Source organism: Lentzea roselyniae (genome assembly GCF_039537795.1).
Taxonomy (GTDB): Bacteria; Actinomycetota; Actinomycetes; order Mycobacteriales; family Pseudonocardiaceae; genus Lentzea; species Lentzea atacamensis.
On sequence record NZ_BAABBE010000001.1, the window covers coordinates 88806 to 114936 of the forward strand.

The window sequence follows — 26131 nt, forward strand, 5'->3', positions numbered from 1 at the left end:
CGCGACGCGCAGAAGTTCGGCCCGCACCTAACCTTGTCCGGTGCGGCGGTTCAGCCTGTGGATGAAGGCTCACCCGGCGTTCGGGGACTCCCTGATCGCCGGGCTTTTGCTGATCTTCGACCTCGGTATCGGGGTCACCACGGTGGATCTCGGGGTGTCGTTCTCGGCGTTCCTCGCCGTCACGTTGCTGATGCTCGGACCGCTGCCGTTCCGCCGCTACCACCCGGCCGGTTCCAGCTACCTGATCCTCGCGGGCGCGTTCCTGCAGCTCTTCACGCACGGCGGCGAGACCGGCGGCATACCGGTGCGGATGTCGGACTTCGCGCTGGCCATCGCGCTGTACACGCTGGTGGCGTACATCGGCCGCAAGTCCGCGTTGATCTACTCGTGCTGGCTGTTCGCCGGCACGATGCTGTGGGCGATCTTCCAGATCGGCGACCTCCAGGCCGTGTTCCTGGTGTTCATGGTCTTCGTGATCTTCGGCTTCAGCTGGGCGATGGGCGAGTTCGTCGGCGCCCGCCGCGCGTACCAGAGCGAGCTGGAGCAACGCCTCAAGCTGCTGGAGACCGAACGCGACCAGCAGGCCAAGATCGCGGTCGGCGAGGAGCGCTCCCGGATCGCCCGTGAGCTGCACGACGTGGTCGCGCACGCGGTCAGCGTGATGATCGTCCACGCGGACGGTGCCGCTTACACGATCAGGTCACAGCCCGAGGTCGCGGAGAACGCGGTCCGCACGATCGCGGAGACCGGCCGGCTCGCGCTGACCGAGATGCGGCGGCTGCTGGGCGTGCTGCGCAGCGAGGACGCCGAGACGCAGTGGGCTCCGCAGCCCGACGCGAGAGGCGTGGTCGAGCTCGCCGAGAACGCCCGCGCGGCCGGGGTGCCGGTCCGCCTGGAGATCACCGGTGACGTGGACGACCTGCCCGCCGGTGTCGGCCTGAGCATCTACCGGATCGTGCAGGAAGCGCTGACGAACACCATCAAGCACGCCGGCGCGGGCTCGACCGCGTTGGTGCGCCTGGCCCGCACACCGGAAGAGCTGCGGCTCGAGGTGATCGACAACGGCTTCGGCACGCCGCACGACGTGGTCAAGGTGTCCGGTGGCAACGGACTGATCGGCATGAGGGAAAGGGCCGCGGTGCTGGGTGGCGAGTTCGAGGCGGGCCCCAACCCCGGCGGTGGCTGGCGCGTGCGCGCGAGCTTCCCGCTCGCCGCATAGGGTGATCACGTGATTCGAGTGCTGCTGGTCGACGACCAGGAACTCATGCGCATGGGCTTCCGCATGGTGCTGGGAGCGCAGGAGGACATCGACGTCATCGGCGAGGCCGCCGACGGTCTCGACGCGGTGCAGATGGCCGACAAACTGCGCCCCGACGTCGTGCTGATGGACGTCCGCATGCCGGTGCTGGACGGCGTGGAGGCGACCAAGCGCATCACCGAGGCCAACACGGCCAAGGTGCTGGTCATGACCACGTTCGACATGGACGAGTACGCCCTGTCGGCGTTGCGCAACGGCGCCAGCGGGTTCCTGCTGAAGGACACGCCGCCATCCGATCTGGTGTCGGCACTGCGCGCGGTCGCGTCGGGCGACGCGGTGGTCTCGCCGTCGGTCACCAAGCGGCTGCTGGGGCGGTTCCTCGGCGACGGCGGCGGTGAGCTGCGCGACGCCACCGTGCTGGACGTGCTGACCGAACGCGAGCGCGAGGTGCTCGTGCTGATCGCGAAGGGGCTCTCGAACACCGAGATCGCCCGGAAGCTCTTCCTGTCGGAGGCGACCGTGAAGACGCACGTCGGACGGATCCTTGCGAAGCTGGAGCTGCGAGACCGGGTGCAGGCCGTGGTGCTCGCCTACGAGACCGGTCTCGTCCGCCCCGGCGACGCCTAGCGGTACTGCTCGGGGTCGGCGTCCACGGTGATGCCGGCCATCCTCGGCTTCACCACCTCGTCGTACCACCGGCCCCAGTCCGGTTTCGAGCCGTCGAGGTCGGTGAACCCGTACTCGCGCATGAGCCGCCACGACGACAGGCACTGCCCGGAGAACCTCCTGCGGTCGGAGTCCGCGGCGAGGTGCGCGAGACCGCGCCCGAGGTAGTGCGGCGTCTCGGACAACGCGTAGTCCGGCACCTTCTCGATCGCGTCCCGCCAGTTCTCCTCGGTGACGCCGAAGCCCTCCAGCATCTGCTCGGACCGCAGGAAACCCGGCGTGGCCGCGAGCGCAGTCACGTTCGGGTGATCCTTGAGGTCCTTCGCGAGCACCTCACCGAACCGCCGCACGGAGCTCTTCACCGCGTCGTAGGTGAGGTTCACGAAGTACGCCTCGCCGTCCTCGCCGTCGGTCACCTCGACCACGAGCCCGTCGTCGGACTGAATCACGAGCGGCATCAGCTTGTGGATCGCCACGAGGTGCGACTCGACGCCGTTGCGCCACATGCGAAGTTGCTTTTCGAGGTCGTGCTCCCAGAACTTGCCCCACTCGACGAGGTTCTCGCCGCCCCACACGTCGTTGACGAAGATGTCGAGCCGGTCGATCCGTGCGGCGAAAGCGTCCACATCGGACGGATCGGTGAAGTCGCACCGCACGGCGATCCCCTTGCCACCGGCGGCGTCCACCAGCTCGGCGGTTTCCTCGATCGTCTCGGAACGACCGACCTCCGACTGCTGCGTGCGCGTTGTGCGTCCGCCGACGAAGACCGTCGCACCGGCCGCGCCCAGCTCGACCGCGATCGCCCGGCCGGCACCCCTCGTGGCGCCCGTGACGACGGCGACCTTGCCGCTCAGATCCGGCTCACTTCTTCGTGACACGGCGAGTTCCCCTTCCCTCGTGCCAGGACAGGACAACCATCTCGTCGCCCTCGACGGTGAGCTGCACGACCTCGGTGACGTTCATCCGGAAGAGGTCGATCTCCTCCGGCTTCGGCTGCCAGCCCGTGCGGTCGAACAGATCCTTCAGGTAGACGTCCTTGTCTGCCCAGAACTCGGCCGTCCCGCTGATCTTCGCGTCGCCCGCCTCCGTCATCGAGGCAGTCGTGGTCATGCAGTGCAGCGCGAACCTCGGGTCCCGGCGCAGGTCACGGGACTTCAGCGAGTCGGGCATCATGCCCGCCCACAGCTCGCCGCGCGTGAAGTCCGGTTCCACACCGCTGATCCGCGGTGAGCCGTCCTTGCGCAGGGTCGCGATCAGCGCGTGCCGGTCCGCCGCGAACCTGCTCTGCACGAACGCCGCCATGTCGGGCTGTTCTGCCGCGAACTCCGCCCAGGTAGCCATCAGCGCATCCCCTCCAGCACCAGATCTATGTCCTCCGCCATGCGTTCCAGCAGGTCCCCGCGTGGTCGAACCGACCAGTCCATCGAGATTCCGTACACCAGCGCGGCCAGCACGCGAGCCGCGTTCGGCGGCAACCCCTCGGCTGCGCACAGGACCTCCAGCTCCGACTCCATCACCGCGTAGTGCCGAGCCAGCAACGCCCTCAGTTCGGGGTCGATGAGGTCGACGCCCAGCTGCGCCAGGTTGTTGGTCGCGACCACCGGATCGGCCAGCCGGTCGAACCAGGTCAGCAACGCCTCGCGCACGGTGCCGGCCTCCCGCATCCGGCGGGCGACCTCTTCCGTTCCCGCTCGGGTCAGCGCCTGCAGCAGACCGCTCTTCGACCCGAACCGCTTCGCCACCGCGCCGACCGAGACCCCGGCCTCCGCTGCCACGTCCGCCACCGTGAAGTCCGGTCCGCGCCGGTCGATGACCGTCGCGGTTGCACTGAGAATCCGCTCGTCGGTGATGGTGCGAGGCCGTGCCACTCCATTAGTGAACCACAATTCACTAACCTTCGCATAGGGTGGCTTCACGTGAACTGGAGACCGCGCCTGGTCGCGTTGGACATCGACGGAACCCTGACCCCAGTCGGCTCGCACGACATCTCACCCGCCGTGAAGGCGGCCGTCACGCGCGTGACCGAGCACGGTGGAGTGGTGGTGCTCTGCACCGGCCGCAGCCTCATCGGCACCACGCCGATCGCGCCACAACTGCCCACGTCGCTGGCGTTGTGCTCGAACGGCGCGGTGTGGTGGAACCCGGTCAGCGACGAGATCATCAAGCACACGACGTTCGACGCCGGCCCGACGATCAAGACGCTGCAGGCGCTCCTGCCCGGCGCGGTGTTCGCGGTCGAGCAGACCGGCGTGGGCAGCCTGTCGCTCGGCGAGTTCCTGCCGGGCGACCTCTGGGGCGTGACCACTCAGGCCACGTTCGACGAGGTCGCGGCGACACCGACGGCCAGGCTCGTCATGCGCTGGCTCGACCACACACCGGCCGAACTCGCCTTCGCGGTGCGGGAACTGGAGCTGCCGGGCGTCTCGTGGCACGTCGACCACACCGAGGCGTGGCTGACCGCGGTGCCGCCCGACGTGACGAAGGGCTGGGCGCTGGAGGAGCTCAGGGTGTCGTTGGGCATCAGCGCCAAGGACACGCTCGCGATCGGTGACGGGACCAACGACCTGGAGATGCTCCGGTGGGCCGCGTGCGGCATCGCGATGGGTCAGGCGCCGGCGACCGTGCAGGCAGCCGCCGACGCGGTGACCGGCACCGTGCTGGAAGACGGTGCCGCTCAGGCGCTGGCCCGGTTCTTCCCCGCCTAGTGGCGCGTCCCGGAACGTTGGCGAGGTGATTCACGCTCAGCAGGGCGCCGTCTGACCGCGAATTCCCCCGGCAACCTTCCGGGCCACACCACTAGTCGGCGACGTTGACCTTGGCGACGACCTTGTCGACCTTGACCCGGACCACCATCTCGCCGGGCACGCCGTTGCGATCGGCGTAGTGGTCGGCCTGGTCGTCGCCCATGTACCGGGCGGCGGTGCGGCCGGCCCAGTACTTCAGCTGGTCGGGGTCCTCGTCCACCTGGGCGCGACCCGTGATCGTCACGAAGTTGAAGGGCGGGGTTTCGTCGTCGAAGCAGAGGGCGACGCGGCCGTCGCGCAGGATGGACTTGCCCTTGATGGTGTCGCGGGAGGTCAGGAAGACGACGTCCGGGCCGTCGAGGTCCACCCACACCGGGGCGATGTGCGGGCTGCCGTCCTTGCGGGTGACGGCGAGCTTGCCGGTGCGGGCGGGCTTGGCCAGCACGAACTCGCGCCACCAGCCTTCTGGAGCTTCGGTGTAACCCATGAGAAGCATTCAACTACGACTGAGGTAGCGGCACAGGACGACTGAAGTTGACGGTGGTCGCAGACCGCTGGGCGATGTGGGTGGACCCCTCGGAGCGGGAGAGTTGTCCCCAACACCGAGAGGGGACAGCTGATGATCGAGGCAATCGGCCTCACCAAGAGATACGGCAGGACGGTCGCGGTCGACGACCTGTCGTTCACCGTCCAACCTGGACGGGTGACCGGGTTCCTCGGTCCGAACGGCGCCGGCAAGTCCACCACCATGCGGATGATTCTGGGGCTCGACCGACCGACGGCAGGCCGCGTGCTGATCGACGGGAAGCCCTACGACCAGCTGCACCGTCCACTGCAGACGGTGGGCGCGCTGCTCGACGCCAAGTGGGTTCACCCGAACCGGTCGGCACGAGCGCATCTGCGCTGGCTCGCCAAGTCCAACGGGTTGCCGGGCAAGCGCGTGGACGCCGTGCTCGACGCGGTCGGCCTCACGCAGGTGGCCGGCAAGAAGGCCGGCGGGTTCTCGCTCGGCATGTCGCAGCGGCTGGGGATCGCCGCGGCACTGCTCGGCGATCCGAAGGTGCTGCTGTTCGACGAGCCCGTCAACGGCCTGGACCCCGAGGGCATCCTCTGGATCCGCACGTTCATGCAGAACCTCGCCGCCGAGGGCCGCACGGTCCTGGTGTCGAGCCACCTGCTGTCCGAAATGGCGCTGACGGCGAGCGAGCTCGTGGTGATCGGCAGGGGGAAGCTGATCTCGCAGAGCAGCACCGCCGAGTTCGTCGACCGCTCGACGGGGAACTCCGTGCTGGTGCGCAGCCCTCAGCTCTTCAAGCTCGGCCCGCTTCTGGTGGACAAGGGCTTCACGGTTCGTGACGGCGCGGACGGGGCATTGTCCGTATCGGGTGCTACGAGTGACCAGATCGGGGACATCGCCGCAGCCAACGGTGTCGTTCTGCACGAACTGAGCCCGCAGCGCGGCTCGCTCGAAGAGGCGTTCATGCAGCTGACCGGCGATGCTGTCGAGTACCACGCAGAGATCGGGAAGTGAGTCTGATGACCCTGTTGGCAGTTGAGAGAATCAAGCTCTTCTCGACCCGTTCGCCCTACTGGTGCACGGCACTCGCCCTGGTTCTGGGTGTCGGTCTCACCGCGATCATCGCGGGCACGACCGAGAACGGCCAGATGTCCATCGGCCTGACCCAGTTCGGCAGCAGCCAGCTCGCGCTCGCCGTCGTGCTGGTGATGTCGGCGCTCGCGGTCACCACCGAGTACCGCTTCAACACCATCCGCGCCACGTTCCTCGCGGTACCGAGCCGCACGTCCGCGCTGGTCGCGAAGACCGCCGTGGTCGCGTTCATCGCCGCTGTCCTCGGCGAGATCATCGCGTTCGGGTCGTGGGGCCTCGCGAAGGTGATGTCGCCCGCCTCGGACCTGGCGATCAACACGGGCGCCGAGTGGCGGCACATCGCGGGTGTCGGCCTGCTGTACGGGATCGGCGCGGTGCTCGCGATCGCGGTGGGCATCCTGGTCCGCCAGACCGCCGGTGCCGTGGCCATCCTGCTCGTGTGGAACATGCTGCTCGAAGGCCTGATCGGGATCATCCCGAAGGTCGGCGTGAAGATCCAGGCGTGGCTGCCGTTCCAGAACGCCAACAACTTCCTGGCGCTCGGCGGCGGCAACCCCGCGGAGCAACCGGGAGCGGGCATCGACTTCAAGCTGAGCCAGTGGGGATCGCTGGCCTACTTCGCCGGCATCGCGATCGCTCTGCTGGTGGTCGCGCTGGTCGTCGCGAAGCGCCGCGACGCGTGACCGGTTCCGAATAAGGGGGAGCGGGACGTGGGTCATCCATCGGGGGGATGACCCACGTCCCGATCAGTTCTTCGAGCGAACGGGAGAGGCCATGATCGAAGCAGTGCGGTTGCGCAAGCATTACGGCCGGACGAAGGCCGTGGACGACCTGTCGTTCATCGTCAAGCCGGGTCGCGTCACGGGCTTCCTCGGCCCGAACGGCGCCGGCAAGTCCACGACCATGCGGATGATCCTCGGCCTCGACACCCCCACCAGCGGGGACGTCACGATCGACGGGAAGCACTACACCGAGCTCAAGCAGCCGTTGCGCAAGGTCGGCGCGCTGCTCGACGCGAAGTGGGTGCACCCGAACCGTTCCGCGCGCTCGCACCTCAAGTGGATGGCGGTGTCGAACAAGATCCCGGTCAGCCGCGTCGACGAGGTGCTGGAGATCGTCGGGCTCACCGAGGTCGCGAACAAGAAGGCGGGCGGGTTCTCGCTCGGCATGTCCCAGCGGCTCGGCATCGCGGGCGCGCTGCTCGGCGACCCCGAGGTGCTGCTGTTCGACGAGCCGGTCAACGGCCTCGACCCCGAGGGCATCCTCTGGATCCGGCAGTTCATGCACCGGCTCGCGGACGAGGGCCGGACGGTGTTCGTGTCGAGCCACCTGCTCTCGGAGATGGCGCAGACCGCCCAGGACCTCATCGTGATCGGCAAGGGCCAGCTGATCGCCCAGACCACCACGGAGCAGTTCATCAGCGACGCCACCCAGGACCACGTCCGGGTGCGCTCACCCCACGCCGTGAAGCTGCGCGAGATTCTCGTGGCCGACGCGACGGTCACCGAGGACGCGGTGGACGGAGCCCTTGTGGTGCACGGGCTTCCGGCGGCCCGCATCGGTGAGATCGCCGCGGACAACCAAATCGTGCTGCACGAGCTCAGCCCTCAGCGCGGTTCGCTGGAGGACGCCTTCATGCAGCTCACCAAGGAATCGGTGGAGTATCACGCGCACTGACCGGTTCCGGTCGTCGTGACCTGATGGCGGGCAAGGCGATCAGCAGCGCCGTCATCACCGCGGTTCCACCCGCGACGGCGGCGATGAACGGCAGCCGGTCGGAGATCTCGTCGGCCGGCTGCGCGGAGGGCTGGGCGGCGAGCGTCGGAGTCGGTTGCGCGGTCGACGGTTTCGGCGGCGGCAGCAGCGGATTCCGTTCCACCGGCGGCAACTGCGCGGTGAGCGCGCCCATCGGGTCGATCAGGCCGAACCCGGTCGCCTCGTCCCTGCCGGGTTCCGCCAGGTCCTTCGCGGTCTTGATCAACACGTTGACGACGTCCTTGGCCGGCAGCTGCGGGTGCTTCGCGCGCACCAGCGCCGCCACGCCGGCCACGATCGCCGACGCCGCGCTCGTGCCGTCCATCTCGGCGTACCCGCTGGAGTAGACGCTGGTCGGCGCCGCGGTGACGATGCCCTCCGCCGGGGCCGCGAGCACGGTGTCCGCACCGACGTTGGACGACTTCCACGGCTTGCCCTCGCGGTTGGTGCCCGCGACCGCGATCACGCCGCCGATGTTGGCGGGCGCGGAGACCTCCTTGCCCTCGTTGCCGGTCGCGGCGACGAGGACGACGTCCTTCTCGATCGCGTAGTTCACGGCCCTGACCAGGCTCGGCGTCATCGAGCTGGAGAAACCCAGCGACAGGTTGACGACCTTGGCGCCGTGGTCGGCGGCCCACCTGATGCTCTCCGCGACGACGTCGAGCGTGAACTGCTCCTTCTCGGCGCTCGCGATCGGGAGGATCTTGGCACCGGGCGCGATGCCGAGCGCTCCGCCGTCGCGGCCGGTCGCGGCGATGATCGCGGCCATGCCCGTGCCGTGACCGTCGGTGTCGGTCGTGCCGTCGGTGCCCTTGGAGCTGCCGAAGCCGGTGCCGGGCAAGACCCGTCCGGCGAGGTCGGGGTGCTTGGCGTCCACTCCGGAGTCGATCACCGCGACGATCACGCCGTCACCGCGCGCCTGCTCCTGCGCCGAGTAGATGTCGAGCGCGTCGAGATGCCACTCCTGCTCCTCGATCGACTGCGCGGCGAGCAGCAACGGCAGCGCGACGGCGAGCGCGGAGAGCAGAGGCACGTCCCCTACATCGTGTTTCCACGCCAAGGCGCAACGTGCCTGGGGTCACACGTTGAGTAAGAGCGCTGTTAACAAGCCGTGAAAAGCCGCTTTCTGGACAACACCGGCGTTTGGATTCGCGTTCAATTGGGCTATCCCCGCTGCGGAGGTGGCCAGTGGTCCGTGTCGAAGCAATGCTCGGCCTCGAGTGGGCAAGTGCGCTCGAAGCTCCCAACCCCGCCGAAATCGCCCTCACCCCTGCAGAAGCGCGTCGTTCCTGGGTGAACCGCGCGAACGAGAACGAAGTGCTCGCGATGTACCGCACCGTGCGCGCCGTGGAGGACGCACCCGCGCCCTGGTGGTTGCGGGCTTTGGACCGCGGCCGGCTGCGGTCCCGTGCCGAAGGTCACGCCGTCGAGGACGCGGTGACCGAGTTGCTCTCGTCACGTCCTGGCTGGGTGTTCGTCCCCTGGGTCGACCTCGGCGAGGTCGGGTACTGGGAGTACGTGCCGTCCGAGAGCGGTGTCTACGGACCCGCCACCCCGACAACCGTGCAGTTCACGGATCGTCACAAGGGCTTCGTCGACCTCGTTCCGGCACACCGCGGGCGCGGCCACGCCCAGCCCATCGACTTCACGGTCGCCGACCTCCGTGCACAAATCGAGGACATCGAGCTCATCGCCTAGTGCCCCGATCGCTAACCCCGCCGACGGCTCGCGCGCTCGGACGGGTGCCCGAGCCGCCGGTGGGGATTGCGATCGGGGCACTAGGCTGTCCGGTCGTGACCAGGCCTGAGTTCCACCGTTCCATCGTCAGCTTCGTCCAGCGCGGCGAGCGCATGACCGTGGGACAGGAGCGTGCCTGGGACACGTACTGGGAGAAGATGGGCAACGACGTGAAGTCCTTGCCCGAGGGCCCGCTGGACTTCACGTCGTGGTTCGGTCGTTCCGCGCCCGTGCTGCTGGAGATCGGCTCCGGCATGGGCGAGACGACCTCGCAGCTCGTGGCCGCCGCGCCCGAGCTGAACTACGTGGCCGTCGAGGTCTACAAGCCAGGCCTGGCCCAGTTGCTGCTGCGGGCCGAGCACCTCGGCGGGCTCGACAACCTGCGCGTGCTGCGCGGTGACGCCGTCGACCTGCTGACCGACCACGTCGCGCCCGCGTCGTTGCACGGTGTGCGGATCTTCTTCCCGGACCCGTGGCCGAAGAAGAAGCACCACAAGCGCCGGCTCGTGCAGCCGGAGTTCGTGGCGCTGCTCGCGTCACGGCTGGAGCCGGGCGGCGTGCTGCACCTCGCGACGGACTGGGAGCACTACGCGGAGCAGATGCTCGAAGTGTGCTCCGGAGAGCGTTTGCTCACGAACATTTACGACGGCTGGGCGCCTCGGCCGGACTGGCGGCCCGTCACGAAGTTCGAGCAGCGTGCTGTGAACGAGGGCCGTGTTTCCCACGATCTGATGTTCAAGCGGAACGACCTCACCTGATCGAGGTCTCAAGCCGATCGGGTGAACACCCAGGGTCTAGCGTTCACTCGTTGGAGTGGCCGGTGTTGATCACCCGAAATGCCCCGAGTGGCAGTGACGCGTGAGGCTGTTCCGGCCTTAGGTTCTCGCTCCGTGACCCCCGACGTCCTCCCCGTCGCGGAGGAGTTCATCCGCATGTTCCACGCGGCGCACTCCGACGCTGGCTCGCTGTCCGCCCGCATCGCCCAGGTGCGCGCGGAGATCGCCGAGACCGGAACCTACCGCCACACCACGAACGAGCTCGCGTACGGCGCGCGGATCGCGTTGCGAGATTCCGGTTGGTGCACTTCCGGTGTTCCGTGGCGACGACTGAAAGTCCGCGATCTGCGCGGCTATCGCAACGCCGCCGCTGTCGCCGGCGAATGCGTGGAACACCTGCGGCTCGCGACGAACGGCGGCGAGATTCGGCCGCTGGTAACGGTTTTCGCGCCGGACGCGCCCGGATCGCCTGGGCCGGTGATCTGGAACGAACAGCTGATCCGGTACGCCGGGTACGCCGACGGGATGGGGGACCGTCGCTACACCCAGTTCACCGAAACCATGCAGGGCATGGGATGGCGGCCGCCCGCGCGACGGTCGCGCTTCGACCTGCTGCCGCTGGTGGTGGAGACGCAGCACGAGGGACCGCGGCTGTTCACGCTGCCGTCCGAGATCGTGCACGAGGTTCCGCTGGAGCACCCGACTCTGCCGTGGTTCGGCGAAATGGGCCTGCGTTGGCACGCGGTTCCGGTCATCTCCAACATGCGGCTGTCGATCGGCGGCGTGAACTATCCGGCGGCGCCGTTCAACTCTTGGTTCGTGGGCGCCGAGATCGGCACTCGTTCACTGGCCGAAGAAGGCGCTTACGGTGTGGCGCGCGAGGTCGCCGAGGCGTTGGGTCTGGACACGTCGTCCGAACGCACGTTGTGGCGGGATTTCGCGACCGTTCACCTGAACGCCGCAGTGCTGCACTCGTTCGACAAGGCGTCCGTCACCATCACGGACCACCACGCGGAAGCCTTGCACCGCCTTGCGTGGCTGCGCTCTCGCCAGCGTCCTTCTGCTGCGCGTCCGGCATTCCGGTTGGACACCGCAGCCGCGGCGCGCGCACGGACCGGTACTCCGGCGCGCTTCACGGCCGCGTTGGACGAGACCCGTCCCCAACCGACGAGCAGGCTGGCGGAGCTGCTCCGCCAGCAGAATTCCCTGACCAGCGTCTGACTTCCCCATCACACGCTGGCTCTGCGGTTCTTACCTCTGAGAGTCGATCATCACGCCCGACAGGGCCATCAGCGCAAGGACCAACAGGCCGACCACAGCGGCGGCCCAAGTGAACACAACTGACAACATGGCGTCCTCCGTATCCCCGACTTTCGCTCCTCCAGAGTCCGTGACCAGGACGTGATCCGGCATCCGCCGTGAGGGTATTTCCGCAGGTCGCCCACTCAGCCTTCTGGCTGATGCCGGGTTAGCCTGCGGTCGGACGCGGAATCAGTCTTCCGGCTTTACCGTGTACCGGGTGGAGAGCACGGATCTGAACTGGCGGCTGCTCGCCAAACGCCAATGGCCGCTGGCGCTCTCGCTCACGGGCATCGTCATCGCGGAAGCCGGTGCGCTCAGCGGGCTCGGCTGGTGGCAGGTGCCCGGCGTGCTGGTGATCTGCGCGATCGCCGTGCTCGCACCCCGCCGTCCGTTCGACGCGGCACTGGCACTGGCGTTCGCGATCGTCTGCGTGGCGCTTTCCCTGCGGTTTCTCGGCGTTGCGATCGAGCCGCACTTCTTCATCAGCGGTGCCAACGTGTCGATGACCGGCGCGGCGATGGCGACCATCTCGGTTCTCGTGCGAGAAGACTCCCGCTGGCGCGCGGTGGTCGGCACGGCGCTGGTGATGGCCGCGATGGCGACCACCGAGGTCCTGGGGTGGCCGATCGTCGCCCCGGTCGAGTACCGCGACTGGGCCCCGGATCCCACGTCCTACCTGTTCGGCGCGACACTGCTGCTCATCCTGTCGGTGGGCAGTGGACTGCACTTCCGGGCGAGGGACAACGAACGTGCGTCTCAGCTCGCGGCTTCCGTTGCCGCGGCCCAGAACGCCGAGCGGATGGCGTTGGCTCGCGAGCTGCACGACGTGGTCGCGCACTACGTCACCGCGATCGTCGTGCACGCTCAGGCAGGTCAGCTGAGTCGCGAGACCGCCGAGCAGGTGCTGCCGACCATCGAGGCGTCCGGCTACGAGGCGCTGACCGCGATGCGCCGTCTGGTCGGGACGTTGCGCGATGGCGAGTCGTCCGGGCCGGCCGCGTCTTCGTCCTTGGTGGACGACGTGCGCGCGTTGGCAACGGAATCCGGTCTGCCGGTGCGGCTTTCGTTCGACCTGCAGGACGCGGTGCCGCAGGAGCTGGCGCGCTCCGTGCTGCGCTTGGTCCAGGAATCTCTGACGAACACCCAGAAACACGCTTCCGCCGTGTCCTCAGTGGACGTCGCACTGACCTCGAGCGAGGGCGCGCTGCGACTGTCGATCACCGACGACGGCGTCGCGTCGGGCGTTCCCGTTGGTGGCTCGGGTGGTTACGGGCTCGTGGGCATGCGCGAGCGCGTCGAACTGCTGGGTGGCACGTTCTCCGCAGGCCGACGCGAACCGACTGGATGGACGGTCCGCGCCGAACTGCCGCTGGCGTAAGTCAGCGGTCGTCGCGGATGACGTCGAACTCCTGCGTCATCTCGACATCGCTGAACTGGTCGTCGTTCTGAGGGTCGATGTCGGCCACTGATGCCTCCGCATGATCACGCCCGTACCCGTGCAGTCGTGATCATGCCAACTCAGCGCCGAGTCGGCGGTTTGGGGGTGGCGGGCTTCTGCGCGCGCCGGAAGTCTCCACTGGACGTGCACGGCTTCTTCGACATGATCATGTGACGTCGTCCCCGTCGGTCAGGTTGCCTCGAATGCACAAAGGGCCCGCCGGATAGTGCTCGACGGGCCCCCTGGTTGGGGAGAAGTTCTGGTCGGGGCGGACCCTGGGGGTCGGCCCGCACCCGACGGAGCCAGGATTCCCAGTTGCCCCTGACCTATGCATGCTTGTGACTGGCGTCACAGTGGCAGGATTCTTCGCATGTCAATGCGCTTGCACGCCCCGGTGGTCCTGCCCTGCGACTCGTCCTGCTCCGTGTTGCGCGACGCGGTCGTGGACGTGGTCGACGGTCGAATCACCTACGTGGGTGGTGCTGCCGAGGCTCCCGCGTTCGACGGCGAGGTCCGGCGGCTGTCGGGGATCCTGCTGCCCGGCCTGGTGAACACCCACGCGCACAGCCCGATGACGGTGCTGCGCGGCCTGGGTTCGGACCTGCCGCTGCTGCGGTGGCTGCAGGAGCAGATGTGGCCCAACGAGGCACGGATGACCGCGGTCGACGTCGGCACGGGCATGCTGCTGGGCGCGGTGGAGATGTTGCGGCACGGCGTCACCACCTCGGCCGAGATGTACTTCCACGGCCCCGAGCTGGTGTCTTCCGTGCTGGCCGCCGGGTCGCGCGTGGTGTTCGGCGCGGCGATCCTCGACGTGCCGGGGATGTCGTGGCGGTCGATGACCGACGAGATCTCGGCGTGGATCGACGCGGACGGGCTGCAGTTCGCGGACGGCCGGGTCGAGCTCGCCTACGGGCCGCACTCCGCCTACACGCTTTCTCCTGCTCAGCTGACCTCGATCGCCGGTGAGGCGCGGGCCCGCGGGGCGCTGCTCATGGTGCACGTCGCCGAGTCGCCGTTCGAGGACGAGGCGCAGCGGGCGGAGTTCGGGTCGGTGCCCGCCCTGCTGAAGGCTTCGGACGTGCTGGGTGGGCGGGTTCTGTCCGCGCACTCCGTGCATCTGTCCGATGACGACATTGCTTTGTACGCGTCGTTCGGTGTTGGTGTGGCGCACTGCCCCGGGTCCAACGCGAAGCTCGCGTCCGGGATCGCGCGGGTGCCGGAAATGCTGGCTGCCGGAGTCCCGGTCGGGTTGGGAACGGACGGGCCGGCGTCCAACGACGACCTGGACCTGTTCGAGGAGGCGCGGCTGGCCGGGCTGTTCGCTCGCGTTTCCAAGATGGACGCCACGGTGCTCGGTGCGGCGCAGGCGTTGTTGATGGCGACTCGGGGTGGAGCCGCGGCTCTCGGCCGGGACGACATCGGGGCGCTGGAAGCTGGGCGTTGGGGCGATGTCGTGCACGTCGACGCTGACGACCCGGCGTTCGCCACCGGGTTGGACGCGCCGGACTCGCAGCTGCTGGCGAACCTGGTCTGGGCTTCCGGAGCTCGGCGGATCACCGACGTGTGGGTGGGCGGCGAGCACGTCGTCGCCGGCGGGGAGTCCACCCGGGTGGATCGGCAGGAAGCCCAGGCAGGCGTGACCGCGGTGGCTCAGCGGCTGCGGAACACCTGATCAACGCGGTTGCGGCCGCACCACGATCTCGGTGATGTGCGCGTCCGGCGTCGCCAGCACGGCCGACGCCACGGCGCGCCCCACCGAGGCCGGGTCGAGGTACTGCGTGGCGTCGTACTCGCCACCCTCCTGGCGGCGCACCTCGCGCTGCATCGGCGTGTCCGTCCGTCCGGGAAACACCGAGGTCACGCGCAACGACGGCTCGTCGGCGCGGAGGGCGTCGGCGTAGGCGCGGAGAGCGAACTTCGAGGCCGCGTACACGCCCCAACCCGGGTTGGCGCGCAGGCCGGCACCTGAGTTGATCAGCACCACCTGACCGGACGCGGCGCGGAGCTGGGGCAGCAGCAGACGGGTCAGCTCGGCGACCGCCACGACGTTGACCTCGAGGGTCTGGCGCCACACGTCCACAGAGGCCTCGGACAACGGGCCGAGCAGGGCCACGCCGGCGCTGTGCACCACCACGTCGAGGCGCGCGATGTGGGCCGTGTCCGCCGAGGCGAGGTTCGTCAGGTCGAAGGGCCAGGCCTCCGCGCCGGGAAGTTCCGCATTGAGCAGGGACAGGGACGTTTCGTCGCGTCCGCCTAGCAGGAGATCGTGAGTTGGGGCCAGACTGCGGGCGATGGCCGAGCCGATTCCACTGGATGCCCCGGTGACGAGGGCGACCGGACGATCACTCATGGGGGAACCGTAACGTGCCGCGGAAGTTGATCCTTCCCTATCTCTGCCTGCTGTACTTCATCAACTACCTGGACCGGGTCAACATCGGGTTCGCCGGGCCGAACGGGATGTCGGAGGAGCTCAAGCTCTCGGCGACGGTGTTCGGGTTCGCCTCCGGGGTCTTCTTCATCGGGTACCTGATCCTGGAGGTGCCGAGCAACCTGGCACTGCACAGGTTCGGGGCGCGCAGGTGGATCGCGCGGATCATGGTCAGCTGGGGGATCGTCGCCACGGCCATGGCGTTCGTGCCCAACGGGACGGTGCTGATCGTCCTGCGGTTCCTGCTGGGTGTGGCGGAGGCCGGGTTCTTTCCCGGCATCATCCTCTACCTGACGTACTGGTTCCCGGAGAAGGACCGGGCGCGGATCGTCGCGCTGTTCATGGTCGCGGTGCCGATCTCCACCGCGCTCGGGGCAACGCTCAGCGGGTTGCTGATCCAGTGGACCGACTGGCGCACCATGTTCCTGATCGAGGGGTTGCCCGCGATCGCGCTGGCGTTCGTGACGTGGTTCTGGTTGCCGGACAAGCCGGAACAGGTGATCGAAGAGCCGCAGAAGGAGCACTGGCCGCTCAGGAAAGCGCTCACGCACCCGCGGATCCTGGCGTTGAGCTTCGTGTACTTCGGGATCGTGTACGGGTTGTACACGCTGGGGTTCTTCCTGCCGACGATCATCAAGGGGCTCGCGCCGGGAGCGGGCATCGTCGAGCGCGGGCTGATCAACGCGATTCCGTACGCGCTCGGCGCGGTCGCCATGATCCTGTGGGCCAGGCACGGCGACCGCACCGGAGAACGGAAGTGGCACGTTGCCGCGCCGATGCTGCTCGGTGGAGCGGCCATCCCGGTCGCGCTCTACCTGGACAACCCCATCGCGGCGATGGTCGCGGTCTCGGTCTGCGCGATCGGTGTGTGTGCCGCCCTGCCCACGTTCTGGGCGCTTCCCACGAGTTTTCTGGGCGGTACGGCTGCTGCGGGCGGTATTGCGTTGATCAACTCGCTGGGCAACGTGAGCGGGTTCGCCGCGCCCTACGTCACCGGGTGGCTGCACGCTCACCGGAACCCAGAAAACCGGTCTCTGGGTCGTCGGCGTCACGATGATCAGCGCGGCCGTGGTGGCGCTGGTTCAGCGGGCGGGTGCGGAAAAGGTGTAGAGCGCCTCGTAGCGCACGGAAGTCTGGGCACCTTCAGCGCAACCACCCGACGGCGCGAGGCCGCCCTTGGTCGCGAGGCGCTGCACGTAGCTGACGCCGGCGAACACGCCCGCGCCCCTGGTCGTCTTGGCCTTCAGCAGGAGCTCCGGAACCGCTCCGGGAACCTCGTTCCTGGCGCCGTCGACCGGGGCGGCCTCTACGGCGCTTCCGTCTGTTGTGGACACCCAGATCGGACCGCGCGAGTGCAGGCCGACTGCCCTGCCCAGCCGGTCCGCCAGGGTGGCGGCGGGTTCCAGGAGCTTCCACGCTCCCGTCGTGCAGGTGTAGGTCTGCACGCCCTTGGCGTAGAACTTGGCGACGAGCTTGTTGCCTGCGGGAACTTGCACGGCGGGTGCGACCTGCGCGTCAGGTCCGTTGATGGCCGCCGGGGTCGGCGCGGCGGTGGAGGCGGCGCCGCCTGCCACGACGCCGAGTAGGGCTGTTGTGACGAACACGAGCCGAGCTCGTTTCATGACTCACTCCTATGTGGACAGACAGTGCGACGTGTCTTCGTTGTCCGCGGTGCAGCCGTCAGGGCATACGGCCCGACGGCCGCACCGGTTCAAACGACTTCGAGGAGTGAGCGGGCGAGCACCCTCAGCCGCAGATGCGGCGACGGTCCTTGCGCCACACGACCGCAACGGACGGACGCGGCTGCGAGGTGCCACCGTCCGGCCAGTGCGACGCCGGGTTGCTCGCCGAGGCGCCGTCGATCTCACCGGGGTGCTGCACGGACACCAGGACGAAGTCGTCGGTGATGACCGGGCCGCACGTCTCCGCACCGAGCGGCACGGTGAGGAACTGCTTCACCTGGCCGCGGCGCTTGCCCTCGACCGGCACCGCGAACAGGCCGTCGTTGGACTTCAGGGCGTTGCCGTCGGTGGAGATCCACAGGTTGCCGCGCGGGTCGAACGCGACGTTGTCCGGGCAGGAGATCGGGCTGACCTGCTTCTTGTCGAAACCGCCGAAGTACGTGCTCGGGTCGTTGGGGTCACCGCAGACCAGCAGCAGCTTCCACGAGAACGTGGTCGCCGTGTTGTCACCACGGCGCTCCTCGAGCTCGAGCACCTGACCGTGCTTGTTGCCGAGCCGCGGCGCGACCTCGGTGGCGCCTTCCTTGCCGGGCTTGCCGCGGTCGGTGTTGTTGGTGAGCGCGGCGTAGACCCGGCGGTTGCGCGGGTTCGGCTCGACGTCCTCGGGGCGGTCCATCTTCGTGGCACCGACCTTGTCGGCCGCGAGGCGCGTGAAGATGTAGACCTCGTCGGCGGTGAAGCCCTCGACGAACGACTTGTCGTTGTGCGCCAGCGGAATCCACTGACCGGAGCCGTCGAACTCACCGTCGGACGGCAGCTTGCCGGTGCCGTCGATCTCGGCGGCCGGGCTGTCACCGGTGAACTTCGCGACGTAGAGCGTGCCGGAGTCGAGCAGGCGCTTGTTGTGCTCGCGGGCGCGCTTCGAGTCGCCCTTCTGGTAGCAGCCGTCGGTGACGAACTTGTACATGTAGTCGAAGCGCTCGTCGTCACCCATGTACGCGACGACGCGGCCGTCGCGGGCGACGATGACGTTCGCACCCTCGTGCTTGAAGCGGCCGAGCGCGGTGTGCTTGACCGGCGTCGACGTCGGGTCGAGCGGGTCGATCTCGACGATCCAGCCGAAGCGGTTGGCCTCGTTGGGCTCCTGCGCGAGGTCGAAGCGCTTGTCGAACCGCTCCCACTTGCGCGTGGTGGCACCACCGGACATGCCGTAGCGGGCGAGGCGCGCCTTCGTGGTGGCGTCGGCGACCTGGCCGCCGTTGGCGAAGTACTGGTTGAAGTTCTCCTCGCCGGACAGGATCGTGCCCCACGGCGTGACGCCACCGGCGCAGTTGTTCTGCGTGCCCAGCACGACCTTGCCGGACGCGTCGGCCGACGTCTTGAGGTGCTTCGAACCGGCAGCCGGGCCACGCATCTCGAACTTCGTGGTCAGCGTGATGCGGCGGTTGTACTTGCGGCGGTCCTTGGACGGCACGAGCTTGCCGGTGCGGTGGTCGCGCTCGACCTGCACGACCGACAGGCCGTGCGCGGCCCAGGCGATCTTGACCTGCTCCTCGGTCGGGTTGTTCGCGTCCCAGTTCCTGAACATGAACTCTTCGGACGTGTACTCGTGGTTGCTCACCATGAGCCAGCGGTCCCAGCCCGGCAGTGGCACGAGGCCGCAGAAGTCGTTGTTGAAGCCGAACTGCTTCGCCTGGGCGGCAGCGGTCTGCTTGTCGAAGTCGAACGCGGGCGCGTCCGGCAGCACCGGGTCGCCCCAGCGGATCACGACGTCGGACTGGTAGCCCTTCGGCACCACGAGCGCATCGAGGGTGTTGGGCTGCACCGGCTCGAAGTTGAGTCCGTCGCGGTCGTGACCGAACTTCAGGTCCAGGTCGAGGTCGAGGTCGGCGTGCGCCGGGGCAGCGGCGGCCGCTCCGGAGAAGGCGAGCGCACCGGCGCCGGCGGCGGCGACGACCGCACCGGCCTTCAGCATGCCGCGGCGGCTCACGACCTCCTTGACGACGTCACCGAAGTACGCGTTGTCCGAGGTGTTGGGAGCGTCGTGCGAGCAGGCATTGCCGCAGCGGTACTGGCAGGTGACTGCCTGACGCCCGAGCGGGTGGTTCGTCGGGAGCAGGGGCAGCAGGCGGCGGCCCCGATCGGTGGGTGAGGACACGCAGGCCTCCGAGATCGGTCAGTGTGGGAACTGGCCGAAACTAAGAGCCGAACGAGATCGCCCGCCGTCCACGAGATGAACGGCAGGCGAACACCCGCTACACCCGAACGATCACAGCACGCAGGGTGATCAACCGATTTCACCCAGCTGACGGCGGCCCTTGCGCCACACCGCGACGACCGACGGACGGGGTCGGGAGGTGCCCCGGTCCGGCCAGTTGGAGACGGGCTTGTCGGCACTCGCGCCGTCCACCTCGCCGGGGTGCTGGACGCACACGGTGATCACCCGCTCGCCGATCACGGGACCGCAGGTCTCGCCACCGCGCGGCACCGTGAGGAACAGCTTGAGGTGACCGCGTTCCGGCCCTTCCAGCGGCACGCCGTAGAGGCCGTCGTTCAGCCCGTCCAGCTTGCCGTCGGCGTCCGTGGAGATCCACAGGTTGCCGTACCGGTCGAACGCCACGTTGTCCGGACTGGAGATCGGGCTGACCTGCGACTTGTCGTAGCCGCCGAAGTAGGTGTTCGGGTCGTCGGGGAACCCGCACACCATGAACAGGCCCCAGTTGAACGTCAGCGCGAGCGCGTCGCCCCGTCGTTCGGTGAGCTCCAGGACCTGGCCGTGGCGGTTGTTGATCCGCGGGTTCGGCTCGGTCGGGCCTTCCTTGCCAGGGGTGACGCCGCGCTCGACGTTGTTGCTGAGCGCGCAGTAGACCGTGCCGGTGCGCGGGTGGCACTGGATGTCCTCGGGACGGTCCATTTTGGTCGCACCGACCTTGTCGGCCGCGATCCGCGTGAAGACGTACACCTCTTCCGCGGTCATGCCCGGCACGAACGACTTGTTGCCCGCTGCCAACGGGATCCACTCGCCGGTGCCGTCGAACTTCCCGTCGCTGGGCAGCTTTCCGGTGCCGTCGATCTCGCTCGCCGGGCTGTCGCCCTTGAACCGCGCGACGTAGAGCGTGCCGTCGTCGAGCAGCGTCATGTTGTGACGGCGTGCGGCCTTGCTGTTGCCGCGCTTCATCTTCCCGTTCGAGATGAACTTGTAGATGTACTCGAACCGCTCGTCGTCACCGGAGTACGCGACCACCCGGCCGTCGTCGGCGACGCGCACGTTGGCGGTCTCGTGCTTGAACCGGCCGAGCGCGGTGTGCTTGATCGGAGTGGAGTCCGGGTCGTGGGGGTCGAGCTCGATGATCCAGCCGAACCTGTTGACCTCGTTGGGTTCCTGGGCGAGGTCCCAGCGCTTGTCGAAGCGCTCCCACTTGCGCGTGGTCGCGTTGCCGGTGACGCCGTACCTCGTGAGCTTCGGGTCGTTGCGGCCGGCGGCGTTGGCGAAGTACTGGTTGAAGTTCTCCTCGCCGGACAGGATCGTGCCCCACGGCGTGACGCCGCCCGCGCAGTTGTTGATCGTGCCGAGGACCTTCTTGCCCGTGGGGTCGGCGGACGTCTTCAGCAGGTCGCTGCCCGCGGCCGGACCGCGCACCTCGAACGGCGTGTGCAGGGTGATGCGGCGGTTGTACTTGCTGAACTTCGCCTTGTAGTGGCCGGAGAACAACGAGCGTTTGATCATGAACACCGACAGGCCGTGCGCGGCCCAGCCGATCTTCACCTGCTCCTCGGTGGGGTTGTTCGGGTCGTAGCCGCGGAACATGAACGTCTCGCTGGTGTACTCGTGGTTCGTGACCATGATTCCGGTCAGTTCCAGCGGGTCCAGCGGCAGGATCGCGGCGAAGTCGCAGTTGAAGCCAAACTGCTTGGCCTGCTTCGCGGCGGTCTGGTTGTCGAAGTCGAACTCGGGGACGCCGGGGAAGAGCGGGTCACCCCAGCGGATCACGATCCCCTGCTCGTACCCCTCGGGGACGACGACCTCGTCCTTGGTGTTGACCTCGACGGGCTTGAAGTCGAGCCCCTTCGGCGGCCGGTGACCCTTGGCCTCGGGCTCAGCGGCCGCGGCGGTCGTGGGCAGTGCGACCGTCGCGGCGGCGGCGACCACAGCACCGGCTTTGAGCGCGGTGCGACGGCTCACCAGGTCGCCGAAGTAGGGGTTGTCAGAGGTGTTCGGGACGTCGTGGAAGCACGCGTCCCCGCAGCGGTACTCGCATGTCACCGCTGCTCTGCCGACGCGGTGGTTGACGAGCGGCAGAGGGATCATGGTGGTGGCCTCCTACGGTCGGTGCGGGAACCACGACAGACCGTATGCGGCCGTTCATGCTTTGTTAACCCACAAGTTGTTCACCTGCCAGGACAGCCTCTGACGGAACGTCCCTTGTGTCCGTTCGGTTGAGCGTCAGCAGTCCGGCCGCCACGAGACAGAGGGCCGCTGCGACGACGAACGGTTGCGCCAAGTGGCTCACGAACGTCGCGGCCAGCGCACCGCCGAGCCAGCGCAGGAAGTTGTAGCCCGCGCTCGCGACGGGCCGGGGCGCGTCGCTGACGCTCATGGCGGCACCGGTGAACAGCGTGTTCAGCAGACCGCTGACCAGCCCGCTCACGATCACCGCGACCACCAGCAACGGCTTGCTCGGCACCGCCATCACCAACATGAGCAGCGCGAACGCGAGAACCGACCCGATGATCGCGTTCTTCTCGCCGACGCGGTCCGCGAGCCGAGGCGCGAGGAAGACGCTGGAGACGGCGACGCACACACCCCAGCCGAAGAAGATCAGCCCGATCTCGACGGCACCCCACCGCAGGACGAACGGCGACCACGCGAGCACCGTGAAGAACGCGGCCGTGTAGAGCGCGGCACCGATCGACGTCCGCAGCAGAACCGGATGCTTGAGCGCCTTGAGCGGATCGAGCAGGCCGATCTTCGAGCGCCCCTGGTGGGAGTCCCTGGCCAGGAACTTTGCGCAAAGTATCAGTGCGAGGGCCATGAGGATCGCGGTGCCGAGGAACGGACCGCGCCACGAGATGCTGCCGAGCAGGGCCCCGAGCAGCGGCCCGACGCTCAGCCCGAGCCCGAGCGCGGCCTCGTAGAGCAGGATCGCGCCCTTCTGCCCACCACTCGCCGCGCCGACGATGACGCTGAGCGCGGTGGCGATGAAGAAGGCGTTGCCGAGCCCCCACACGGCCCGCAGTCCCACGAGCTGGCCGATGCTCCCCGCCGCCGAGCACGCCAGCGTGGCGATGACGATCAGCGCGAGCCCGCCGACGAGCGTGCGCTTGGCCCCGAACCGCGCCGTCGCGGCACCGGTGAAGAGCATCGCCACGACCTGGACGCCGAGGTAGGAGGAGAAGAGGAGGGTGACCTGCGCGGGTGTCGCGTGCAGACCCTCCGCGATGGACAACAGGATCGGGTCCACGAGCCCGATCCCCATGAAGGCGATGACCGCGGCGAACGCCGTGATCCACACCTGCTTGGGCTGAGCCTGGAAATTCACTTAGCTAACCTAACAGATTTTGGTTAGCATGACGAAGTACTATGGGTCACAAGGTACGGTTCCGGTGTGGAAGCGGTGATCTTCGACCTCGACGGCGTGCTGATCGACTCCGAGCAGGTGTGGGACGAGGTGCGCCAGGACTTCGCGGCGCGCCACGGCGGCGTCTGGACCCCCACCGCCACACGGGACATGCAGGGGATGTCGACGCCCGAGTGGGGCGCGTACCTGGTGTCTGCCGTTGGTGTGGCGTTGACGCCCGAGGAGGCTTCCGCCGGTGTGATCGCCGAGATGGAGAAGGCGTACGCGGCGCACCTGCCGGTGATTCCGGGCGCGGTCGAGGCTGTCCGGGAGGTGGCGTCGCGGTTCCCCGTGGCCATCGCTTCGTCAGCACCCGCCGTGCTGATCAAGGTGTTCCTGGACGTGACCGGACTGCCGGTGCCCGTCGCGGTGTCGTCGGAGGAGTGCGCCGCCGGCAAGCCGGCGCCGGACGTCTACCTGCTGGCAGCGTCACGGCTCGGGTTCGCGGCCACCTCTTGCTACGCCGTCGAGGACTCGACGAACGGGTTGAAGGCCGCGCTTGCCGCGGGGATGACCGTGCTGGCCGTGCCGAACCCGCACTTCCCGCCCGCCGCGGACGTGCTCGCTCAGGTGCGGGTGCTGTCCTCGATCACCGACCTGCCGGGTGCGCTGACGTAGCTGGTCGCGGCCATGCCGATCGCGAGGCAGGTGCAGGCGAGAACGCCCTTCGGCCAGTAGATGTGGCTGCTGAGGAACAGGTAGCTGCCGAACACCAGGAAGACCGCTCCCGGGATTGCCTTGACCTTGCTGTTGATCAGCGCGCACACCGCGATCGCCACGCTGGCCGCGAAGAAGCACCAGGCGCCGACGGTTCCGAGCTGGTTGCCGATCTTGAAGATCGGGGCGTCGGCGGGCGAGCGGCCGCCGTTCGCCATGGCCAGCGCGCCGCCACCGATGCCGGCCAGCGCGTCCAGTGCGCCGTAGAAGACGACGTAGCCGAACGCGGCGATGCGGGCCGGGTAGCGCACGAGCTTCGGGGTGTCCGCGAGCAGAACCCATTGCGCGGCGCCGAGGAGCGGGAAGACCACAGCCAGGATGATGTGCATGTCGCGCCACCACTGGGCGGTGGTCGCGTCGAGGTGGTGCGGGTGGGTCAGGCCGATGCCGGCGAGGAGCAGGCCGGGGAGGGCGATGAGCAGTGTGCGCACCGCGCTGAAGTTAGCGGAAGCAGGCCTTTCGCTGAGACTCCGAACACACGAACGTGTCTGTCGCTGAACAGCGGCACTTACCTAGCCTCGCGCTCATGACGCAACGAGTTGCTGTGGTCACCGGCACGGCGCAGGGCATGGGCCTGCGGATCGCCGACGTGCTGCGTGAGGACGGGTTCGCCGTCGTCGGGTTCGACCTGCAGGAGAGCAAGGACGGGATCGTCGGCAACGTCGCGAGCGCCGCGGACGTCCAGCGCCTGACCGACCACGTGATGAGCACCCATCAGCGGGTGGACGTGCTGGTCAACAACGCGGGAATCGCCGGCATCGTGCCGTTCGAGGACACGACGCTCGAGCAGTGGGAACGGATCATGGCGGTCAACCTGACCGGGCCGTTCCTGCTCACGCAGGCGCTGGGCAAGGTGATGCTCGATCAGGGCAGTGGCTGCGTCGTCAACATCGCGTCGGTCGCCGGGCTGCAGGGTGTGGCGGACCGGGCCGCCTACAACACGACCAAGCACGGGCTGATCGGGCTGACCCGGACGCTTGCCGTCGAGTGGGGTGGGCGCGGGGTCAGGGTCAACGCCGTGTGCCCCGGCTGGGTCAAGACCGAGATGGACGTCGAGTCGCAGGCCGGTGGCTACTACGTCGACGAGGACATCACCGACCACGTGCCGGCCGGGCGGTTCGCGGTGCCGGACGACATCGCACAGGCCGTGCGGTTCCTGGCCAGTGACAACGCGCGGTACATCAACGGTGTGGCACTGCCCGTCGACGGCGGGTGGACCGCGGACGGGAGCTGGCAGAAGCTGCGGCTCTCGAAGCGCTGACGAGAAGGGCCGCCCTCCCGGACGGAGAGGGCGGCCCCCGCAGATCAGTCCTCGCCGCGGATGAAGGCCTCGACGGCCGCGTGGGCCTCGGCATCCGAGTACTGCACGGGCGGCGACTTCATGAAGTAGGACGACGCCGAGAGGATCGGGCCGCCGATGCCGCGGTCCAGGGCGATCTTCGCCGCGCGGACCGCGTCGATGATGATGCCCGCGGAGTTCGGGGAGTCCCAGACCTCGAGCTTGTACTCGAGGTTCAGCGGCACGTCGCCGAACGCGCGGCCCTCCAGGCGCACGTAGGCCCACTTGCGGTCGTCGAGCCACGCCACGTAGTCCGAGGGGCCGATGTGGACGTTGTCCTTGCCGATGTCGCGGCTGAGCTGCGACGTCACGGACTGCGTCTTGGAGACCTTCTTGGACTCCAGGCGCTCCAGCTCCTTCATGTTCAGGAAGTCCATGTTGCCGCCCACGTTCAGCTGCATGGTGCGGTCGAGCTGGACGCCCCGGTCCTCGAAGAGCTTGGCCAGCACGCGGTGCGTGATGGTGGCGCCGACCTGGGACTTGATGTCGTCACCGACGATCGGCACGCCGGCCGCGCGGAACTTCTCCGCCCACTCCGGGTCCGACGCGATGAAGACCGGCAGGGCGTTGACGAACGCCACACCGGCGTCGATGGCGCACTGGGCGTAGAAGCGGTCGGCCTCTTCCGAGCCCACCGGCAGGTACGACACGAGCACGTCGACCTCGGCCTCGCGCAGCGCGGCGGCGACGTCGACCGGCTCGAAGTCCGACTCCTCGATCGTCTCGCGGTAGAACCGGCCGAGACCGTCGAGGGTGTGCCCACGCTGCACGACGACGCCCAGCGGCGGCACGTCCGCGATCTTGATCGTGTTGTTCTCGCTGGCCACGATGGCCTCTGCCAGGTCGACACCGACCTTCTTGGCATCGACGTCGAACGCCGCGACGAACTCGACATCACGCACGTGGTAGTCACCGAACTGCACGTGCATCAGGCCGGGCACGCGGGTGCTCGGGTCGGCGTCCTTGTAGTAGTGGACGCCCTGCACCAGCGACGCCGCGCAGTTGCCAACCCCGACGATGGCCACTCGAACGGTGCGGCGATTTCCGCCCATTGCCGAG

At 68.2% G+C, this 26131-nt stretch carries 25 protein-coding genes and 1 pseudogene; 14 read left to right on the forward strand and 12 right to left on the reverse strand.

The features are described 5' to 3' along the window. Positions 1 to 40 precede the first annotated feature (40 nt). Positions 41 to 1219: a sensor histidine kinase gene (locus ABFX45_RS00455; RefSeq protein WP_325051012.1), complete on the forward strand. Its 1179-nt coding sequence runs from the start codon at positions 41 to 43 to the stop codon at positions 1217 to 1219. Between the two features lie 9 nt (positions 1220 to 1228). After that, the gene (locus tag ABFX45_RS00460; RefSeq protein WP_109629817.1) at positions 1229 to 1885 is read left to right on the forward strand and encodes a response regulator; all 657 of its coding nucleotides are present in this window, start codon (positions 1229 to 1231) and stop codon (positions 1883 to 1885) included. Here the strand turns inward: ABFX45_RS00460 and ABFX45_RS00465 are convergent. From ABFX45_RS00465 to ABFX45_RS00475, 3 genes are read right to left on the reverse strand one after another with little or no spacing between them, the layout of a single operon-like run. Then, positions 1882 to 2802 (reverse strand): SDR family oxidoreductase, encoded by a 921-nt coding sequence (locus tag ABFX45_RS00465; protein WP_233442016.1) that lies wholly within the window; start codon positions 2800 to 2802, stop codon positions 1882 to 1884. The two genes, ABFX45_RS00460 and ABFX45_RS00465, sit on opposite strands and share 4 nt — an antisense overlap. Continuing rightward, positions 2786 to 3265 (reverse strand): pyridoxamine 5'-phosphate oxidase family protein, encoded by a 480-nt coding sequence (locus ABFX45_RS00470; protein ID WP_346126786.1) that lies wholly within the window; start codon positions 3263 to 3265, stop codon positions 2786 to 2788. The genes ABFX45_RS00465 and ABFX45_RS00470 overlap by 17 nt, the downstream gene beginning before the upstream one ends. Beyond that, complete coding sequence (locus ABFX45_RS00475) at positions 3265 to 3792, reverse strand: TetR/AcrR family transcriptional regulator (protein WP_109629823.1); 528 nt, start codon at positions 3790 to 3792, stop codon at positions 3265 to 3267. Before ABFX45_RS00475 ends, ABFX45_RS00470 begins: the two co-directional genes overlap by 1 nt. Before the next feature lie 48 nt (positions 3793 to 3840). On the opposite strand from ABFX45_RS00475, the gene ABFX45_RS00480 reads away from it, so the two are divergent. Beyond that, complete coding sequence (locus ABFX45_RS00480; protein WP_346126788.1) at positions 3841 to 4629, forward strand: HAD family hydrolase; 789 nt, start codon at positions 3841 to 3843, stop codon at positions 4627 to 4629. 91 nt (positions 4630 to 4720) lie between these two features. Here ABFX45_RS00480 and ABFX45_RS00485 read toward each other — a convergent pair whose 3' ends face one another. Next, positions 4721 to 5155, reverse strand: coding sequence for a PPOX class F420-dependent oxidoreductase (locus ABFX45_RS00485; protein WP_109629830.1), 435 nt, complete (start codon positions 5153 to 5155; stop codon positions 4721 to 4723). A gap of 132 nt (positions 5156 to 5287) precedes the next feature. On the opposite strand from ABFX45_RS00485, the gene ABFX45_RS00490 reads away from it, so the two are divergent. The 3 genes from ABFX45_RS00490 to ABFX45_RS00500 all read left to right on the forward strand — a co-directional run bounded on the left by ABFX45_RS00490 (position 5288) and on the right by ABFX45_RS00500 (position 7954). Next, positions 5288 to 6199, forward strand: coding sequence for an ABC transporter ATP-binding protein (locus ABFX45_RS00490; RefSeq protein ID WP_109629833.1), 912 nt, complete (start codon positions 5288 to 5290; stop codon positions 6197 to 6199). 5 nt (positions 6200 to 6204) lie between these two features. Then, entirely contained in the window at positions 6205 to 6960 is a 756-nt protein-coding gene (locus ABFX45_RS00495) for a hypothetical protein (RefSeq protein ID WP_109629837.1), read from the forward strand. A 91-nt stretch (positions 6961 to 7051) separates the two neighbouring features. Continuing rightward, positions 7052 to 7954, forward strand: coding sequence for an ABC transporter ATP-binding protein (locus ABFX45_RS00500; RefSeq protein WP_112226463.1), 903 nt, complete (start codon positions 7052 to 7054; stop codon positions 7952 to 7954). Here the strand turns inward: ABFX45_RS00500 and mycP are convergent. Further along, a complete protein-coding gene (mycP, locus tag ABFX45_RS00505; protein ID WP_233442015.1) occupies positions 7920 to 9065 on the reverse strand; it encodes a type VII secretion-associated serine protease mycosin in 1146 nt (381 codons plus the stop codon). The genes ABFX45_RS00500 and mycP overlap by 35 nt on opposite strands. A 155-nt stretch (positions 9066 to 9220) precedes the next feature. On the opposite strand from mycP, the gene ABFX45_RS00510 reads away from it, so the two are divergent. From ABFX45_RS00510 to ABFX45_RS00530, 5 genes are all read left to right on the forward strand, one after another. Beyond that, a complete protein-coding gene (locus tag ABFX45_RS00510) occupies positions 9221 to 9730 on the forward strand; it encodes a hypothetical protein (protein ID WP_211337116.1) in 510 nt (169 codons plus the stop codon). 152 nt (positions 9731 to 9882) lie between these two features. Further along, complete coding sequence (trmB, locus tag ABFX45_RS00515; RefSeq protein WP_215732301.1) at positions 9883 to 10527, forward strand: tRNA (guanosine(46)-N7)-methyltransferase TrmB; 645 nt, start codon at positions 9883 to 9885, stop codon at positions 10525 to 10527. A 132-nt stretch (positions 10528 to 10659) separates the two neighbouring features. Continuing rightward, positions 10660 to 11766, forward strand: coding sequence for a nitric oxide synthase oxygenase (locus ABFX45_RS00520; protein WP_267900041.1), 1107 nt, complete (start codon positions 10660 to 10662; stop codon positions 11764 to 11766). 298 nt (positions 11767 to 12064) lie between these two features. Further along, the gene (locus ABFX45_RS00525) at positions 12065 to 13225 is read left to right on the forward strand and encodes a sensor histidine kinase (RefSeq protein WP_346126794.1); all 1161 of its coding nucleotides are present in this window, start codon (positions 12065 to 12067) and stop codon (positions 13223 to 13225) included. A 430-nt stretch (positions 13226 to 13655) separates the two neighbouring features. Continuing rightward, a complete protein-coding gene (locus ABFX45_RS00530) occupies positions 13656 to 14960 on the forward strand; it encodes an amidohydrolase family protein (protein WP_346126796.1) in 1305 nt (434 codons plus the stop codon). Here the strand turns inward: ABFX45_RS00530 and ABFX45_RS00535 are convergent, their stop codons facing one another. Beyond that, complete coding sequence (locus ABFX45_RS00535; RefSeq protein WP_346126798.1) at positions 14961 to 15638, reverse strand: SDR family oxidoreductase; 678 nt, start codon at positions 15636 to 15638, stop codon at positions 14961 to 14963. A 14-nt stretch (positions 15639 to 15652) separates the two neighbouring features. Here ABFX45_RS00535 and ABFX45_RS00540 point away from each other — a divergent pair. Beyond that, a pseudogene (locus ABFX45_RS00540) lies at positions 15653 to 16826 on the forward strand (MFS transporter). Here the strand turns inward: ABFX45_RS00540 and ABFX45_RS00545 are convergent. The 4 genes from ABFX45_RS00545 to ABFX45_RS00560 all read right to left on the reverse strand — a co-directional run bounded on the left by ABFX45_RS00545 (position 16799) and on the right by ABFX45_RS00560 (position 22938). Then, on the reverse strand, positions 16799 to 17338 hold the full coding sequence (locus ABFX45_RS00545) for a DUF3455 domain-containing protein (protein ID WP_112226458.1): 540 nt from the start codon (positions 17336 to 17338) through the stop codon (positions 16799 to 16801). The pseudogene ABFX45_RS00540 and the gene ABFX45_RS00545 sit on opposite strands and share 28 nt — an antisense overlap. Before the next feature lie 124 nt (positions 17339 to 17462). Continuing rightward, positions 17463 to 19556 carry a PhoX family protein gene (locus ABFX45_RS00550; RefSeq protein WP_346126801.1) on the reverse strand — a complete coding sequence of 698 codons (2094 nt, stop codon included), beginning with the start codon at positions 19554 to 19556 and terminating at the stop codon, positions 17463 to 17465. A 129-nt stretch (positions 19557 to 19685) separates the two neighbouring features. Beyond that, a complete protein-coding gene (locus tag ABFX45_RS00555; protein ID WP_211337117.1) occupies positions 19686 to 21707 on the reverse strand; it encodes a PhoX family protein in 2022 nt (673 codons plus the stop codon). Between the two features lie 64 nt (positions 21708 to 21771). Continuing rightward, on the reverse strand, positions 21772 to 22938 hold the full coding sequence (locus ABFX45_RS00560; RefSeq protein ID WP_346126803.1) for an MFS transporter: 1167 nt from the start codon (positions 22936 to 22938) through the stop codon (positions 21772 to 21774). 66 nt (positions 22939 to 23004) lie between these two features. On the opposite strand from ABFX45_RS00560, the gene ABFX45_RS00565 reads away from it, so the two are divergent. After that, positions 23005 to 23634: an HAD family hydrolase gene (locus ABFX45_RS00565; protein WP_346126805.1), complete on the forward strand. Its 630-nt coding sequence runs from the start codon at positions 23005 to 23007 to the stop codon at positions 23632 to 23634. Here the strand turns inward: ABFX45_RS00565 and ABFX45_RS00570 are convergent. After that, complete coding sequence (locus ABFX45_RS00570; RefSeq protein WP_346126807.1) at positions 23583 to 24164, reverse strand: hypothetical protein; 582 nt, start codon at positions 24162 to 24164, stop codon at positions 23583 to 23585. The two genes, ABFX45_RS00565 and ABFX45_RS00570, sit on opposite strands and share 52 nt — an antisense overlap. A 95-nt stretch (positions 24165 to 24259) precedes the next feature. Here ABFX45_RS00570 and ABFX45_RS00575 point away from each other — a divergent pair, with 95 nt between their 5' ends. Continuing rightward, positions 24260 to 24994 (forward strand): SDR family NAD(P)-dependent oxidoreductase, encoded by a 735-nt coding sequence (locus ABFX45_RS00575; RefSeq protein ID WP_346126809.1) that lies wholly within the window; start codon positions 24260 to 24262, stop codon positions 24992 to 24994. A 44-nt stretch (positions 24995 to 25038) separates the two neighbouring features. On the opposite strand, the gene ABFX45_RS00580 is transcribed toward ABFX45_RS00575, so the two are convergent. After that, the gene (locus ABFX45_RS00580; protein WP_346126811.1) at positions 25039 to 26124 is read right to left on the reverse strand and encodes an inositol-3-phosphate synthase; all 1086 of its coding nucleotides are present in this window, start codon (positions 26122 to 26124) and stop codon (positions 25039 to 25041) included. Positions 26125 to 26131: the final 7 nt, after the last annotated feature.